This is a genomic window from Limnohabitans sp. (assembly GCF_046052765.1).
In the GTDB taxonomy this organism is placed as follows: Bacteria; Pseudomonadota; Gammaproteobacteria; order Burkholderiales; family Burkholderiaceae_C; genus Limnohabitans.
The window spans coordinates 1-14,146 of record NZ_JAVLFQ010000030.1; the positions used below are offsets into that span (position 1 = coordinate 1).

18 protein-coding genes and 1 pseudogene are annotated in these 14,146 nt (G+C 55.5%); 14 read left to right on the forward strand and 5 right to left on the reverse strand.

The window, feature by feature from the left end; translation table 11 throughout:
• Both AC9UG7_RS03550 and AC9UG7_RS03555 read left to right on the forward strand, forming a co-directional pair.
• The coding region (locus AC9UG7_RS03550) for a Rid family hydrolase (protein WP_509584226.1) at positions 1-309 on the forward strand (309 nt) is incomplete at its 5' end.
• A complete protein-coding gene (locus tag AC9UG7_RS03555) occupies positions 284-466 on the forward strand; it encodes a hypothetical protein (RefSeq protein WP_509584229.1) in 183 nt (60 codons plus the stop codon). The genes AC9UG7_RS03550 and AC9UG7_RS03555, both read left to right, overlap by 26 nt.
• Position 467: 1 nt before the next feature.
• Here AC9UG7_RS03555 and AC9UG7_RS03560 read toward each other — a convergent pair whose 3' ends face one another.
• Positions 468-1,982 (reverse strand): FAD-linked oxidase C-terminal domain-containing protein, encoded by a 1,515-nt coding sequence (locus AC9UG7_RS03560; RefSeq protein WP_509584232.1) that lies wholly within the window; start codon positions 1,980-1,982, stop codon positions 468-470.
• Between the two features lie 339 nt (positions 1,983-2,321).
• On the opposite strand from AC9UG7_RS03560, the gene AC9UG7_RS03565 reads away from it, so the two are divergent.
• Genes AC9UG7_RS03565 through aptA form a run of 3 tightly spaced genes read left to right on the forward strand, consistent with a single transcriptional unit; the run spans position 2,322 to position 4,513 of the window.
• The gene (locus AC9UG7_RS03565) at positions 2,322-2,813 is read left to right on the forward strand and encodes an ATP-dependent Clp protease proteolytic subunit (RefSeq protein ID WP_509584234.1); all 492 of its coding nucleotides are present in this window, start codon (positions 2,322-2,324) and stop codon (positions 2,811-2,813) included.
• Positions 2,804-3,127 (forward strand): hypothetical protein, encoded by a 324-nt coding sequence (locus AC9UG7_RS03570; protein ID WP_509584237.1) that lies wholly within the window; start codon positions 2,804-2,806, stop codon positions 3,125-3,127. The genes AC9UG7_RS03565 and AC9UG7_RS03570 overlap by 10 nt, the downstream gene beginning before the upstream one ends.
• A gap of 51 nt (positions 3,128-3,178) precedes the next feature.
• Positions 3,179-4,513, forward strand: coding sequence for an omega-aminotransferase AptA (aptA, locus tag AC9UG7_RS03575; RefSeq protein ID WP_509584240.1), 1,335 nt, complete (start codon positions 3,179-3,181; stop codon positions 4,511-4,513).
• A gap of 83 nt (positions 4,514-4,596) precedes the next feature.
• Here the strand turns inward: aptA and AC9UG7_RS03580 are convergent, their stop codons facing one another.
• Complete coding sequence (locus tag AC9UG7_RS03580; protein WP_509584243.1) at positions 4,597-5,751, reverse strand: DUF3108 domain-containing protein; 1,155 nt, start codon at positions 5,749-5,751, stop codon at positions 4,597-4,599.
• Here AC9UG7_RS03580 and AC9UG7_RS03585 point away from each other — a divergent pair.
• Positions 5,750-6,760, forward strand: coding sequence for a fumarylacetoacetate hydrolase family protein (locus tag AC9UG7_RS03585; RefSeq protein WP_509584246.1), 1,011 nt, complete (start codon positions 5,750-5,752; stop codon positions 6,758-6,760). The two genes, AC9UG7_RS03580 and AC9UG7_RS03585, sit on opposite strands and share 2 nt — an antisense overlap.
• 100 nt (positions 6,761-6,860) lie before the next feature.
• Here the strand turns inward: AC9UG7_RS03585 and AC9UG7_RS03590 are convergent, their stop codons facing one another.
• Positions 6,861-7,235 (reverse strand): hypothetical protein, encoded by a 375-nt coding sequence (locus AC9UG7_RS03590; RefSeq protein WP_509584249.1) that lies wholly within the window; start codon positions 7,233-7,235, stop codon positions 6,861-6,863.
• Between the two features lie 11 nt (positions 7,236-7,246).
• Positions 7,247-7,729 carry a TraR/DksA family transcriptional regulator gene (locus AC9UG7_RS03595; protein ID WP_509584252.1) on the reverse strand — a complete coding sequence of 161 codons (483 nt, stop codon included), beginning with the start codon at positions 7,727-7,729 and terminating at the stop codon, positions 7,247-7,249.
• A gap of 30 nt (positions 7,730-7,759) precedes the next feature.
• Here AC9UG7_RS03595 and AC9UG7_RS03600 point away from each other — a divergent pair, with 30 nt between their 5' ends.
• From AC9UG7_RS03600 to AC9UG7_RS03635, 8 genes and pseudogenes are all read left to right on the forward strand, one after another.
• Positions 7,760-8,566 (forward strand): enoyl-CoA hydratase/isomerase family protein, encoded by an 807-nt coding sequence (locus AC9UG7_RS03600; RefSeq protein WP_509584255.1) that lies wholly within the window; start codon positions 7,760-7,762, stop codon positions 8,564-8,566.
• 1 nt (position 8,567) lies between these two features.
• Positions 8,568-9,260: an energy transducer TonB gene (locus tag AC9UG7_RS03605; protein WP_509584257.1), complete on the forward strand. Its 693-nt coding sequence runs from the start codon at positions 8,568-8,570 to the stop codon at positions 9,258-9,260.
• A 2-nt stretch (positions 9,261-9,262) separates the two neighbouring features.
• Positions 9,263-9,952 (forward strand): MotA/TolQ/ExbB proton channel family protein, encoded by a 690-nt coding sequence (locus AC9UG7_RS03610; RefSeq protein ID WP_509584259.1) that lies wholly within the window; start codon positions 9,263-9,265, stop codon positions 9,950-9,952.
• Between the two features lie 2 nt (positions 9,953-9,954).
• On the forward strand, positions 9,955-10,362 hold the full coding sequence (locus AC9UG7_RS03615) for an ExbD/TolR family protein (protein ID WP_509584261.1): 408 nt from the start codon (positions 9,955-9,957) through the stop codon (positions 10,360-10,362).
• A 31-nt stretch (positions 10,363-10,393) separates the two neighbouring features.
• Positions 10,394-10,972 carry a PhaM family polyhydroxyalkanoate granule multifunctional regulatory protein gene (locus tag AC9UG7_RS03620; protein ID WP_509584263.1) on the forward strand — a complete coding sequence of 193 codons (579 nt, stop codon included), beginning with the start codon at positions 10,394-10,396 and terminating at the stop codon, positions 10,970-10,972.
• Complete coding sequence (locus AC9UG7_RS03625) at positions 10,969-12,231, forward strand: FIST signal transduction protein (protein WP_509584266.1); 1,263 nt, start codon at positions 10,969-10,971, stop codon at positions 12,229-12,231. Before AC9UG7_RS03620 ends, AC9UG7_RS03625 begins: the two co-directional genes overlap by 4 nt.
• Positions 12,232-12,386: 155 nt before the next feature.
• Positions 12,387-13,073, forward strand: a complete 687-nt coding sequence (locus tag AC9UG7_RS03630; protein ID WP_509584268.1) for a glutathione S-transferase family protein — start codon at positions 12,387-12,389, stop codon at positions 13,071-13,073.
• Between the two features lie 81 nt (positions 13,074-13,154).
• Positions 13,155-13,325, forward strand: a pseudogene (locus AC9UG7_RS03635) (type II toxin-antitoxin system Phd/YefM family antitoxin); the annotation flags it as partial.
• A gap of 312 nt (positions 13,326-13,637) precedes the next feature.
• Here AC9UG7_RS03635 and AC9UG7_RS03640 read toward each other — a convergent pair.
• On the reverse strand, positions 13,638-14,146 hold a 509-nt coding region (locus AC9UG7_RS03640), incomplete at its 5' end, for a tRNA-guanine transglycosylase (RefSeq protein ID WP_509584271.1).

A 14,146-nucleotide genomic window follows, 5' to 3' on the forward strand; every position in this document is an offset into this window, starting at 1 on the left:
ACGACCGGTTTTGACTATGCCAGCATGACCATTTCTGAGAATGTGGTCGAACAAGCAGATCAATGTTTTAAAAATATAGCGTCTGCCTTAGCGCAGGCAGGTTGCACTTTGGATGATGTTGTTCGGGTCAACTATGTGCTGCCGGATGGCAAAGATTTTGAACCTTGCTGGCCTGTTTTTGCTCGTTACTTAGGTTTTTCAAAACCTGCAGCGATGATGATCACTGCCGGGTTGCTGGACCCTCGCATGAAAATCGAAATTGAAGTGACTGCATATAAAAAACATGAAAACAATGCGCATCAAAATTGACCCCGCAACCGCGTCTCTTAGACGCATTGGCCGGATCAATAAAGCCAAAGTGGATGCGACCACCTATGCGCAAATAGCAGATCAAGCAGCACTAGATGAGGCTATGGCTATTCAAGATGCAGCCAAAATTGCGCGACGTGTTCGTCGGCGCAAATAATTCAAAACCTCGGCAACTCCGGGTGACTCATCTGACCGCCACGCACCAGCATCTTGCCGTACTCGGCGCAGCGTTGCAGGGTCGGAATCACTTTGCCGGGGTTGAGCAATCCGCTGGGGTCAAACGCGCGTTTCACACCAAACATTTGCTCGTTTTCCGCCGCTGAAAACTGCACGCACATGGAGTTGAGTTTCTCCACACCCACACCGTGCTCGCCTGTCACCGTTCCGCCCATGGCCACACTGGTTTCCAAAATATCCGCGCCAAAGAGTTCACAGCGGTGTAATTGGTCGGGGTCGTTCGCATCAAACAAAATCAGCGGGTGCAAATTGCCGTCGCCTGCGTGAAACACATTGGCGCAGCGCAAGCCGTATTTCTTTTCCATCTCGGCAATCGCCAACAGAATGTCTGCCAAACGCTTGCGCGGAATGGTCGAGTCCATGCACATGTAGTCAGGGCTGATGCGACCACTCGCAGGAAACGCGTTTTTGCGTCCGCTCCAAAATTTCAATCGCTCGGCCTCGTCTTTGCTGACCGCAATCGCGGTCGCGCCGCAGCTTTGCAACACCGCACTCATGCGGCCGATTTCTTCTTCCACTTCTTCGGGTGTGCCGTCGCTCTCGCACAGCAAGATGGCGGCGGCATTCAAGTCGTAGCCTGCATGCACAAAATCTTCCACAGCAGCAGTCATGGGCTTGTCCATCATCTCCAAACCCGCTGGAATAATGCCGGCCGCAATCACCGCGGCGACGGCGTCACCGGCTTTGCGTAAATCGTCAAAGCTGGCCATGATGCATCGCGCGAGTTGTGGCTTGGGTGTGAGCTTGACAGTGACTTCAAGTGTGATGGCCAGCATGCCTTCTGAGCCGACCACGAGCGGCAGTAAATCCAAACCGGGCGCGTCCAGCGCATCGCCGCCGAACTCTATCCATTCGCCTTCAATCGTCAAGCCTTTGACCTTCATCACGTTGTGCAAGGTCAAACCGTATTTCAAACAATGCACGCCGCCGGAGTTTTCTGCCACGTTGCCGCCAATGCTGCAAGCGATTTGGCTGGACGGATCGGGCGCGTAATACAAACCCAATGGCGCTGCGGCCTCGCTGATGGCCAAGTTGCGCACACCGCTTTGCACCACCGCGGTTCTGCTGTGCGCGTCCATTTTCAAAATGCGGTTGAACTTGGCGAGCGACAAGGTGACACCTTGCGCATGCGGCATGGCGCCGCCCGACAAACCGGTGCCTGCGCCGCGCGCGACCACAGGCACCGACAGTGCATGGCAAGTGCGCAAAACCGCTTGCACTTGCTCGTAGGTCTCGGGCAAGGCCACGCACAAAGGGCGTTGGCGGTAAGCGGTCAAACCATCGCATTCATAAGGTGTGGTGTTTTCAGAAGATGACAACACGGCATGTGCGGGTAGCACCTGGCGCAAGGCCGCAAGCACTTGCGCACTTCTTGCGGCCAGCGCACGGGAGTCCGTGTGCAAACTTTGAATTTCTGATGAAGTAATAGCGTTCATACCGCTACTGTAAACCTTCTGCGCATTTGCTTGATCGCATGGCCCCTATTCACCTTGTTCTCTTACAGAGAAAACACACAAGGCTCACCCTGCGAGCGTGTAAGAAAGAGGCATTCAATCAAGCTCTATACAAGCCATCCTGCTTGCATGTCGGTGTCAATAAATTCACAGCGAGTCACTTCCATTAGTTGAGCAACTGTCGAAAAACACCCGGCACAGCGTGAGTGCCAAGGTGTGCTTTTCAATAGTTTTTTATTCTGAAAGCATGCATAAAAAACACACGCACCATGGCATTCGTTTTGCCCATGAAGACCCATCAGTCAATGTTTGGAGATCTTCATGTTCAACGTCTTGTATGTACGCCAATGTATTCATTCAACCAACGTCATCAAAGCAGCAGTTGTCGCGCTCAAACAGCACGCCATGCAACTGCGGTATTCGCTCGGCGCAGGCACAGGGCGGCATGCTGTCGGCGTGCTAAGTCTGTTGTTAGTTGCTATTTCACAGGCACACGCACTACAAATACAACGCGTGGAAACAGATGTGTTTGTGTCTGGTGACATCGTCGCCAATGATGATGTGAAATTGCGTAACGAGTTTGATGCCGCGCCTGTCAAGCGGTTGATTCTGGTGAATTCCCGCGGTGGGCATTTGACGGCCAGTCTGAGCATTGCACGTTGGTTGAGCACGCGACCTGTCACCACCTTGGTGGCGGGACCGTGTTTATCGGCGTGTTCATTGATATTCATGGCAGGTGCAGAACGTCAATATGCGACCGGGTTTGAACCGCGCCTGACGGTGATAGGCATACATGGCCCAGCATGCCGCTGACGGGCCAAATGTTGCCTGAGCGTGCGGCTGAAATGATGGCGTTTTACAAAGAACGCATGGGGGTGAAATACGATGCAGATTTATTGCATGCTGCGCTTTACGAAATGAAAGATGCGACCGGTTTTGTATTGATCCGCGAGATGGCACGCAACAACGCACGCGATCGCATCACCTTGCATTGCCCGACCGCTGGCACCCCGCGCTGGCAATGTACCGAGTACCCGCGCCTCGATGCCTACACACTGGGGCTGGTAACGGCAACAGAAACCGTCAATTTGCAATTGCCTGACAGCATGAAGCCTAGAATGCCTTGACCGTTTGCGCCGCACGGCGCTTTTGTATAAATACGCAAGGAGACACAGACCATGGGCGCTGGCGACATGCAACTTGACAACCTGTGGTTACCGTTCACCCCCAACCGCGATTTTCATCAGACGCCTCGGGTATTCACTGCCGCCAATGGCATGTACTTCACCACAGCCGACGGACGCCAAGTGTTAGATGGCGTATCCAGCCTGTGGTGTGTCGGTGCAGGCCATAACCGGCGTGAAATCAATGAAGCCATCTACCAGCAATTGCAAACACTCGACTATTCCACCGCTTTTCAGTTCGGCAATGACCGCGCATTTGAAGCCGCACACAGAATTGCCGAGCTGGCACCAGGCGACTTGAGCAAAGTATTTTTCTGCACTTCAGGCTCAGAGGCTGCAGACACCTCGATGAAGATCGCCTTGGCCTACCACCGCGCGCGTGGTCAAGGTCAGCGCAGTGTGTTTATCGGGCGCGAGCGAGGCTACCACGGCGTGGGTTTCGGCGGCATGAGCGTAGGCGGCATAGGCGGTAACCGCAAGCTGTTTGGCTCGGCCATGTTGCCGCATGTCGACCATTTGCGTTTCATCCACGACCCGGTAAACCATGCTTACATCCATGGTGCGCCACCGGTGTTTGCAGAGGACTGGTTGTTGGAATTGGAGCAGCGTATCTTGCCGTTGCACGACCCTAGCAATGTGGCGGCCATCATTGTCGAACCGGTGGCAGGCAGCGCCGGTTGGTACATACCTCCGCAAGGCTATCTACAACGCTTGCGTGAGATTTGCGACAAGCACGGCATATTGTTGATTTTTGATGAAGTCATCACCGGGTTCGGGCGCATGGGTGTGCCGTTTGCTGCCGACTTTTTCGGTGTCGTGCCCGACATGCTGAATTTCGCCAAATGCGTCACCAATGGTGTGATTCCCATGGGCGGGGTGATTTGTCGCGAACACATTTACAACACCGTTACCGATGTTCAAACACCTGCGCATGCGATTGAGTTTTCTCATGGCTATACCTACTCCGGTCACCCTGTGGCTTGTGCGGCAGCCTTGGCCACCATGAAATTATTGGCCGATGAGAAGTTGTTTGAACGCGCTGCAGCCATGGCGCCAGTGCTGGGTAATGCGGTACATGCCAGTATCAAAGGCTTGCCTCATGTGATCAGCATCCGTTCGCTGGGATTGGCTGCAGCGGTAGAGCTCAGCCCCTCGGACAAAGGCGTAGGCGCGCGCGGCTATGCGGTTTTCTTGGCGTGCTTAAAGCACGGTGTGCTGGTTCGCAGCGCAGGTGACAACTTGGTACTGGCACCTGCTTATGTGGTGGAGAAACCGCAGATCGAGCAGATGGTCGATGTGCTGGCGCAGGCTATTCGCCAGCAGGCTTGAAGAAGTATTGTTCCGTTGCAGGTACTGCGGCTGCGCTTTGCAAACCCGATAACAGATTAGCCGTTGAATTCATTCGCAGTAAATCAAGGGGCTTGTACTTTGCGTAATTGTTGCTCGAGCACATCGCCATTGGCTTGGGCAATCCGCACTTTGACCGGCAAGAAGCCGTGCGCGGGTGACAGCCATATCTCTGCTGTCTGGTCATAATTTTTCAACGGCAGACGGCTGACCTTCAAGGTGTTGAGTGGGCCTATAGGCAAGTTCAGCAACTCTTCTTTGTCGACCTGAAAAGCCCAGTTGTCTGCACTTTTGGACGCCACCACCTGAAAAGGTATTTGCTGACCGGCTTGTCTGAGCTCGGGTGTACCGGCCAGCAAAGCGCCGAGTTGCACAAACAAACTCAAACGATCTTGTGCGCCCGCTTGCAGCACTTGCGGCGTGCTGCTGGCGCTAAATACCACCAAGCCTTTGTCACGCTCAAAATGCGCCGCCACTTCTTGCTTGTACTTGTCGCCGAACCGCTTGGGCAGTAGGCCTTGCGCGCCCAGTTCGCCGATGCTGTTTTGGCTGCGCGAGCCCATCAGCACATGGCGAATATCTAAGCTCATTTTGTAATTCACGCTGTCGTGTTGCCAGACCAGTTCGCCATCCGCGCTATAGCGAATGCCTTTGCTCTCGCCAATCACGTCATACAAGAGTTTCAGTGGGGCGGGGAACACGAACTTCGCCTTTGCCAACCATGGCGCAGCCAGCGACTCTGGGTTGACCGACACAGCCGGTTCGACGGCGTCGGGGGCAGCCACCGGCGCAGGGGTTGAGGCTGGCGGTGTGAGTTCAGCAGACGGCGGTGCAAGCGGAGCAGGCGTTGCTAACGCCGGTGCCTCACTGGGTGCTGGTGCGGCGGGTATGGCTGCTTCTTCACTCGACGAAGATGCAGCCACAGGCTGGTCCAGCACAGCCGAGGGTGTGGCGTGAAAACCTTCGGGGGTCGCCGTGCGTGGTAGGTGTTTGCGGGGCTTGGCTTGAGGGGCTGGCGACTTGTTGAGCAAATCACTTGTGCTGAGGGCCTCCACTGAGGGTTGATGCAGCCTGACAGACACAGGCAACTCTGGCGATGAATGCGCCGGCCAGACGGTCGCCAAAGATCCCAGACCTGCCAGATGCAGACACGCGACAAGCAACACCAGCGTGACCAGCACGCGATGGTGATTCAAAGGCGGTGGATAGAATGGCTGCATGAAATTAGCGACTTACAAAGATGGTTCACGCGATGGACAGTTAGTGGTGGTGTCACGCGATTTGACAAGCGCCCATTATGCGAGCGGTATCGCCTCACGATTACAACAAGTGCTAGACGATTGGAATTTCGTTTCGCCGCAATTGCAAGACTTGAGTCACACCTTGAATCAGGGCAAGGCCAGACATGCGTTTCCTTTTGATCCCGCCATGTGCATGGCTCCGTTGCCACGCGCCTACCAATGGGCAGACGGCTCGGCTTATATGAACCATGTGGAGCTGGTGCGGGCGTCACGCAACAGTGAAGTGCCCACCAATTTTTACGATGATCCCTTGATGTACCAAGGCGGCAGCGATGATTTCATCGGGCCCTGCGATGACATCATTGCCGTCAGCACCGAGCACGGCATCGACTTCGAAGCTGAAGTGGCTGTCATCACCGGTGACGTGGCCATGCAAGCCACACAAGACGAGGCACTCGAAGGAATTCGTTTGGTGATGCTGGCCAACGATGTATCACTGCGTCGCCTGATTCCCGCCGAGTTGGCGAAAAACTTCGGTTTCTTGCAAGGCAAACCGGCCACAGCTTTCAGTCCAGTGGCGGTCACCTTGGATGAGCTTGGCAGCGCTTGGGAACATGGCAGGCTGCATTTGAGCATGCGGGTGGATTGGAACGGCAAGCGCGTCGGTATGTGTGATGCCGGACCAGAGATGACGTTTCATTTCGGCCAGTTGATCGCTCACCTGGCCAAAACCCGCAACGTGCGCGCGGGCAGCATCATCGGCAGCGGCACGGTCAGCAACAAGGCCGTTGAAACCGATGGACGCAAGGACTGGCCCAAGGGTTATAGCTGTATTGCCGAGAAACGCGCGATAGAAACCATCTTGGATGGCAAGGCACAGACCGACTTCATGCAGTTCGGTGATACCGTGCGCATAGAAATGAAAGACAAAGAAGGCCACAGTGTGTTTGGCGCTATCGAGCAAAAGGTAGCCCCTTGGCGTGCCTGAGTGGCGGGTTCATGGCGATGACTTACCCGCTTGCTTCTGGCTTGACGCGCAGATTCACCGTATATCAGCCTGTAGATGCCAACTGCCGCGCCTTGTCCGTTTAAATGAGACCAGGGTCGGCAGCCATATTGTCAAATTTTTTGAAATACTCACGCGCCATGGCCACCAATTGCGGGTCGCTAGGGTGGTCTGAGGCGATATTGTCGATGATGGCTTGTGCACAGCCTTTGGCATGTTGTTGACACCAATGTTGAAATTCGGTGCGCGCCAGACCCGGGCCGGTCAACAACACCTCATGCGTGCCTTCTAGTTGTTGGCTGACTTCTTTGAAAAACGAATGGGCATCCGCGTGCTTGCCTTGGTGACTGTGGTGGCTGCGTGAATGTATGCGTTGCGCTTGCACATGCTCGCGGTCAAACATCAGCACATGGGCTTGTTCCTGGTCTATCCAGACGATGGCGTGGTAAGTGGACATGGCAAGCTTTCTCAGATGACGCTGGGTTGTGTTTCAAAAGCAGTTTGGCATGTGACGCATCTCAAGCAAAGCGGCGCCGCCTCCATGCGTTGTTCGGCAATGTGGGTGCCGCAGTTGATACACAAACCATAAACCTTGTCGGACAGTCTTTGCAGGGCGAGATCGATGTCTTGAAGTTGCGCTGTCTCGCGTTCATTGATGGCAAATTCCACATCGCGCTCGTTATTGCGCTGTCCCTCATCGTCTTGGACATGGTCAAAGTGTGCATTAGCCGCCTCTGCGCGACTGACTTTGCCGTCACGTTGTTGTTCGATGCGTGCCAGCAGTTGGTGGCGCATCATCGTCAGTTGGGTATGTACACGGGGTTGCAACAGGTGGAGTGTCATGGCTGTGGGAGCTTGGGTTAACAAAAACCCATCATGCGCCTGAGACAAGCTGCAGGCCTTGATCTTGATCAATAAAGCGGACTGTGGCGTGGCACAGTGCACAATCATGCTCCATGACCAGCTTAACGACGGTTCACCATGAAGCCTATTGACTACAGCATTTACGAGACTTTGCACATCACCCGCCGCGGCCCGCATGACAGCGTGCTCGATATTCAGATGAAAGCGGCGAATGGAAAACTGCCGACCGCAGGCCACCAAGGGCATGCCGATTTGTGCGAGATATGGCGCGATATTGGCCGCGATGACAGTGTGCGCTGCGCGGTGTTGCGCGGCGAGGGTCAGGGGTTTTCCGGCGGCGGCGATTTGCAACTGGTGAACGACATGGCGCAAGATTTCGAGACCCGCACCCGCGTGTGGAAAGAAGCGCGCGACTTGGTCTACAACATCATCAATTGCGACAAACCGGTGGTCAGCGCCATGCATGGCCCAGCGGTCGGCGCCGGACTGGTTGCTGGTTTATTGGCCGATATTTCGATTGCCGCCAAAAGCGCCAAGATCGTCGATGGGCATACCCGCCTTGGCGTCGCGGCGGGAGACCATGCAGCCATCATTTGGCCTTTGCTGTGTGGCATGGCCAAAGCCAAATACTATTTGATGTTGTGCGAACCCGTCAGTGGCGAAGAAGCCGAGCGCATAGGTTTGGTGTCGCTGTGTGTGGAAGATGACAAGTTACTCGACAAGGCGTATGAAGTGGCAGACAAACTCGCCGCAGGAAGCCAAACCGCGATTCGCTGGACCAAGTATTCGCTCAATAACTGGTTGCGCCAGGCCGGACCCGCGTTCGACACCTCGTTGGCGCTGGAGTTCATGGGCTTTGGCGGACCCGATGTGCGCGAGGGCCTGGCCTCGTTGAAAGAAAAAAGGCCTCCGCATTTCGGTTGACATGAACACGCGCACCTTGGTCATTGTCAGCAGCGTGGTGATGTTTCACTTGGTTGCGTTATGGGCGTTGCATACCGGCTTGCTCAGGCGCATGGCCGAGGTGGTGGTGCCAGTGATGATGGTCAGCCAGTCTGAACCGCCGCCACCACCGCCGGTGGTCAAACCGGCAGAGCCGCTGAAACCGCCGCCCCCTGTCACCCCAAAGCCGCCGCCACAGCAGCCCGTCATGACGCCGCCGCCGTCGCCACCGCCGACAACACCCGCACCAGTCGCGCCCGAACCCGCGCCTGTCTTGGCCGCACCTGCCGCGCCTGCCGCTACCGCCACCGTGCCCAACCCGCCCCCAGCGCCAGCGGTGGCTACCCCCGCCCCGACGCTGGCCGCCGCGCCCTCCGCACCTGTCAAAGTAGAGTTGCCCAACAGCAAAGCGGATTACTTGCACAATCCACCGCCTGAGTACCCGCCGATGAGTGTGCGACGAGGTGAGCAAGGCCAAGTGTTGCTCAAAGTGTTGATCGGCGCAGACGGTTTACCGCAAAAAGTTGAACTGCTCAGTAGCAGTGGTTTTGAAAGATTAGACAAGGCTGCCTTGGAGGCAGCCATGCGATGGCGCTATGTGCCGGGCAAGCGCGGCGGCGTGGCAGAGGCGATGTGGTACCAGGTACCGATGGTATTCAACCTGAAAAAAGAGTGAACATGAACAACGACTATGGACTGATCAATTTATGGGTAGAGGGCGACGCCGTCACCCGCTTTGTGGCGCTGCTGTTGCTTGCCATGTCTTTGGCGTCGTGGATAGTCATCATTTTGAAGACGCTCAACCTGTTCACCGCGCAAAAGCAAGCGGGACGTGTGCAAGCGTTTTGGCACAGCACGGATGTCAACACCGGTTTGAAGGCGCTGGGTGAGGAGGCTGACAACCCGTTTCGCCAACTTGCACAGCAAGGCATGCAAGCGCTGGCGCATTTGAAAACCGGCAGCGCACACGCAGATTTAGCCAAGCAACTCGACACCAGCGACTGGGTGACGCGCGGTTTGCAAAACGCGATTGACGACGCCACCGCCCAGTTGCAAGCAGGGCTGGCGGTATTGGCCTCGGTCGGGTCGACCGCCCCGTTTGTCGGATTGTTCGGCACGGTCTGGGGCATCTACCACGCGCTGATGCAAATTGGCATGGCCGGACAAGCCACCATCGACAAGGTTGCGGGGCCTATCGGTGAGGCCTTGATCATGACTGCGCTGGGACTGGCGGTGGCCATACCTGCCGTGCTCGGTTACAACGCATTGGTGCGAGCCAATAAATTCATCATCGGCCGCATGAACCGTTTTGCCCATGACTTACACGCCTTGTTGGTGACCGGTGCACGAGTGAAAGCCAAGGAGTAAACATGGCATTTGGTACCCAAGACGACACCGACGAGGTGATGAACGAAATCAACATGACCCCCTTGGTGGACGTGATGTTGGTGCTGCTGATCATCTTCATCATTACCATTCCGGTGATGAAGCATTCCGTGAACATTGAGTTGCCGCGTGCCTCCAACCAACCGCAGGACGCCAAACCGCAAACCATTCGGCTGACAGTGGATGCGCAAGGAAAATATTTTTGGAACGACACAGCCGTGGAAGACGAGCAGTTGCGTCAACTGCTGAAGGAAGCAGCTTCCAAAAAACCGCAATCCCCGTTACATATCCGAGGCGATCGCGCTGTACGCTATGAACGTGTGGCGCAGGCGATGGCAGCCGCACAACGCGCGGGGATGACGCAGATCGGTTTCATTACTGAACGCGAATAACCCATTACCTGAACCCCTCACAAGGCAAACCATGGCAGACAACAGCGGTTTTCATTTCGATAATTTTCTACCCGGCTTTGATTTTTTAAAGCAGTTCGCGCAAGCGAATCCAGCAGCGGCCATGCCCACAGCCGCGCAATGGGTGACACCTACCTTGGATCCTGCCGAGTTGGATAAGCGCATTCAGGATTTGAAATCGGTGCAGTTCTGGTTGGACCAGAATGCCAAAGCATTGAGTGCGACCATACAGGCGCTGGAAGTTCAGCGCATGACCTTGACAACCCTGCAAAGCATGAACGTCGGCATGGCCGACGTGGCTGCTGCAATGAGCGGTAAAACCGCTGCGGCATCAGACAAAAAATCCGATGCGCCCGGTCAGTCCCCGATAGATCCTATGCAATGGTGGAATGTCATTGGACAACAGTTTCAAACCATTGCATCCCAGGCCGTGGCTGACATGCAAACACATTCGCAGGCTTTCACCGCTGCCGCCAAGCCTGCCAAAACCGCGCGTACCGCTTCTCCCGCCGCCCCCGGTAAATCGACCACGCGCCAAACCGCCGCACGCAAAAGCAGTACCGCCAAGCCCCGCAAAACATCGCGTCAATGAAACTGTTTCCTAACGGGCACGCTACCCACCCGCATTGGCAAATGGCCGCGGACATGGTGCTGGCGCAACTGCGCGCTTGTATGAAGACAGATGCGTATGCCGCCAGGCCGTCTTTGGGTTTGCTCTACATCACAGACCATTTCGCTGACCATGCCAAAGCCTTACTGGATTATTTGGCAGACGAGTTGCCTGGCGTGACTGACTGGAGCGGAACGGTCGGTGTCGGTATTTGTGCCAACAGCGCCGAGTATTTCGACGAGCCTGCGCTGACGGTCATGCTGTGTGATATCGATCCGCAAGACTACCGTGTCTTCAGCGGTGCCACACCTTTGAGCCAATCCATCATGCAAGGCTTTGACGTACACACAGCGCTGGTTCATGCAGACCCCAACACGCCGGAGTTAAGTGAATTGATTCTCGATGTGGCGGACAACACAGCCAGCGGTTTTGTGTTTGGAGGCTTGACTTCAAGCCGTGCAAGTGATGTGCAGATTGCACTCAACATCGATCGCTCCCAACCCGTTTCCAAGCGTGGCAAAGGTGTGTATGTCGGCGGCTTAAGCGGCGTCGCCTTCAGCTCGCAGGTGTCTTTGCTGACGCGGGTGACGCAGGGTTGTGTGCCGTTTTCAGACATGCGGACCATCACCGAGGTCAAAGACCATGTGGTGCTGACCTTGGACAACGCACCAGCCTTGTACGCATTGATGCAGGATTTGGATGTGCCGATAGACAACCCGCGATCGGCGGTCGATAAGGTGCGTGAAACGCTGGTTGGCTTGTCGCAACCCGACCAGCCTTTGTTGCGCCTGACCGGTGGCTTGGATGATGCGGCTATCGTGCGGCACATCATCGGCTTGGACCCGGTGCGCCATGGGGTAGCGATTGCCTACCATGTCAAAGAGGGCATGAAAGTGGCGTTTTGTAAACGCGATGCGGTATCAGCCAAAGCAGATTTGCTGCGCATTGCCACAGAGATACGCGAGGCGCTTGAACCCTGGGAGCAAAGCGCACAAGAGGCCGAAGACTTGGCCGATAGCCTTCTCAGCCAACCGCATCCGGGTCGACGCATCGCCGGTGCGATTTACGTGAGTTGTACCGGTCGCGGCGGGCCGCATTTCGGGGCGCCGAATGCTGAATTGAATATCATTCGTCGCGCCTTGGGCGATGTGCCACTGGTGGGGTTTTTTGCAGCAGGAGAAATTGCCTACCAACAGGTGTACGGCTATACCGGGGTGTTGACCGTGTTCACCACCCTATGAACTTCTCAGGGATGATTGCATTTCCCTTGCCGTACACATTCACCTTTTTGCCGCTGAAAGCACAGTAAAAAAGGGATCACACCCATACAGGTCAGCGACAATCAATGCCATTGGGTCTGCTTGAACTTGACCTGTGCATGCTGTCGGGACTTCAAATGAAACTGCATATAGCGAATAAAAATTACTCGTCTTGGTCGCTGCGGCCTTGGGTGCTGATGACGACATTGGGGTTGCCTTTTGAAGAAAGTGTGCATCCTTTTCCTGTGGGTGGTGGTGCAACAGGTTTTGACACGTTTTCACCCAGTGGCAAGGTACCCGTGTTGCAGGATGGAGAGCAAGTCATTTGGGACACCTTGGCCATTGCCGAATACTTGGCCGAGCAACACCCGCAGGTCTGGCCGACCGACAGCGTTGCCCGCGCCTGGGCGCGCAGTGCATCGGCAGAGATGCATTCTGGCTTCATGGGGTTGCGCAACGTATGTTCTATGAGTTGCGGCGTGCGGGTTGAATTGAATACGCCTTTGCCAGAGGGCTTGTTGAAAGATTTACAGCGTTTACAGGCTTTGTGGCAAGACGGTTTACAACGCTTTGGCGGGCCGTTTCTGGCGGGTCATGTGTTCAGCGCAGTCGATGCATTTTTCTGCCCCGTGGCGTTCAGGGTGCAGACCTATGGCCTCACGCTGTCAACCGCTTGCATGGCTTATGTGAAAACTTTGTTGAACTTACCGGCCATGCAAGATTGGTATGCAAGCGCCTTGGCAGAACCTTGGACAGAGCCTGCGCACGATGCCGAGGTGTTGGCCAGTGGGAGGCTGTTACAAGACTATCGGGTTCATGCTTGATGTGGGAAATGATTTTGCAAGTCAGTTAGGCAGCATCTTAGAATGCACAAAATTCTGTCATCTGTTCTCAAGAAGTCGGCCATGGGTTTTGCAGCCAGCGATGTGGTGCCATTTACACAGGCCCGCGACAATCTGTCTGAGTTGGCCGACCAGGCCAAAGCAGGCGCCGAAAAAATCATCACCAAGAACGGCGAGAGCTATGTGGCGCTGATCGACTCGGACAGGCTGGATTATTACCACCGGCTGGAGCGTTAACTCGATTGAATCGTTTCTGCTTGATGCGGATACGGGTTTTGCAGAAACAAAACATTCAGGCTGGCTGGAATAATTTCAACGGATCTGGACAGGACTGCGATCATGAAAGCGCAACTCTTACAGCAAGCAAGTACGCTACATATTGACGAACAGATCGAACTGACCGAGGCTATATGGACGGGTATCGTCAGTCGTGGTTTAGGCCGTCGTTGACGCAATCACCAAAATCAGAATGAGACCGCCGTCTCGCACACCATCTGGCAAATCCCGATGATGTGATTGCATGGGATGACGTTAAAGCAGCCGCCCTCAAACCCCCCTCGCCCTATCTCCCCTAAACCTCCCCACCATACCCGCAAAGTCCCCCGCATCCAGCGCGTCCCGCACTTCTTGCATCAGGTTCAAGTAGTAGTGCAGGTTGTGCACCGTGGCCAGCATGGGGCCGAGCATTTCACCGCAGCGGTCCAAGTGATGCATATAAGCGCGGCTGAAACCATCCCTCCCACTATCGTTCCAACTCACTCCTGACGTGCCCGCACACGCATAGCAAGTGCAACTCGGGTCTATGGGTTGCGGGTCACTTTTGTGGCGCGCGTTGCGCAACTTCAAGTCCCCATAGCGTGTAAACAAAGTGCCGTTGCGGGCGTTCCGCGTGGGCATGACGCAATCAAACATATCCACACCGACGCGCACGCCTTCGACCAAATCTTCCGGCGTGCCCACGCCCATCAGGTAACGCGGTTTGTGCGCGGGCAAGCGGTGCGGTGTGTGCGCCATGATGCGCAGCATCTCGTCCTTGGGTTCGCCCACGCTCACCC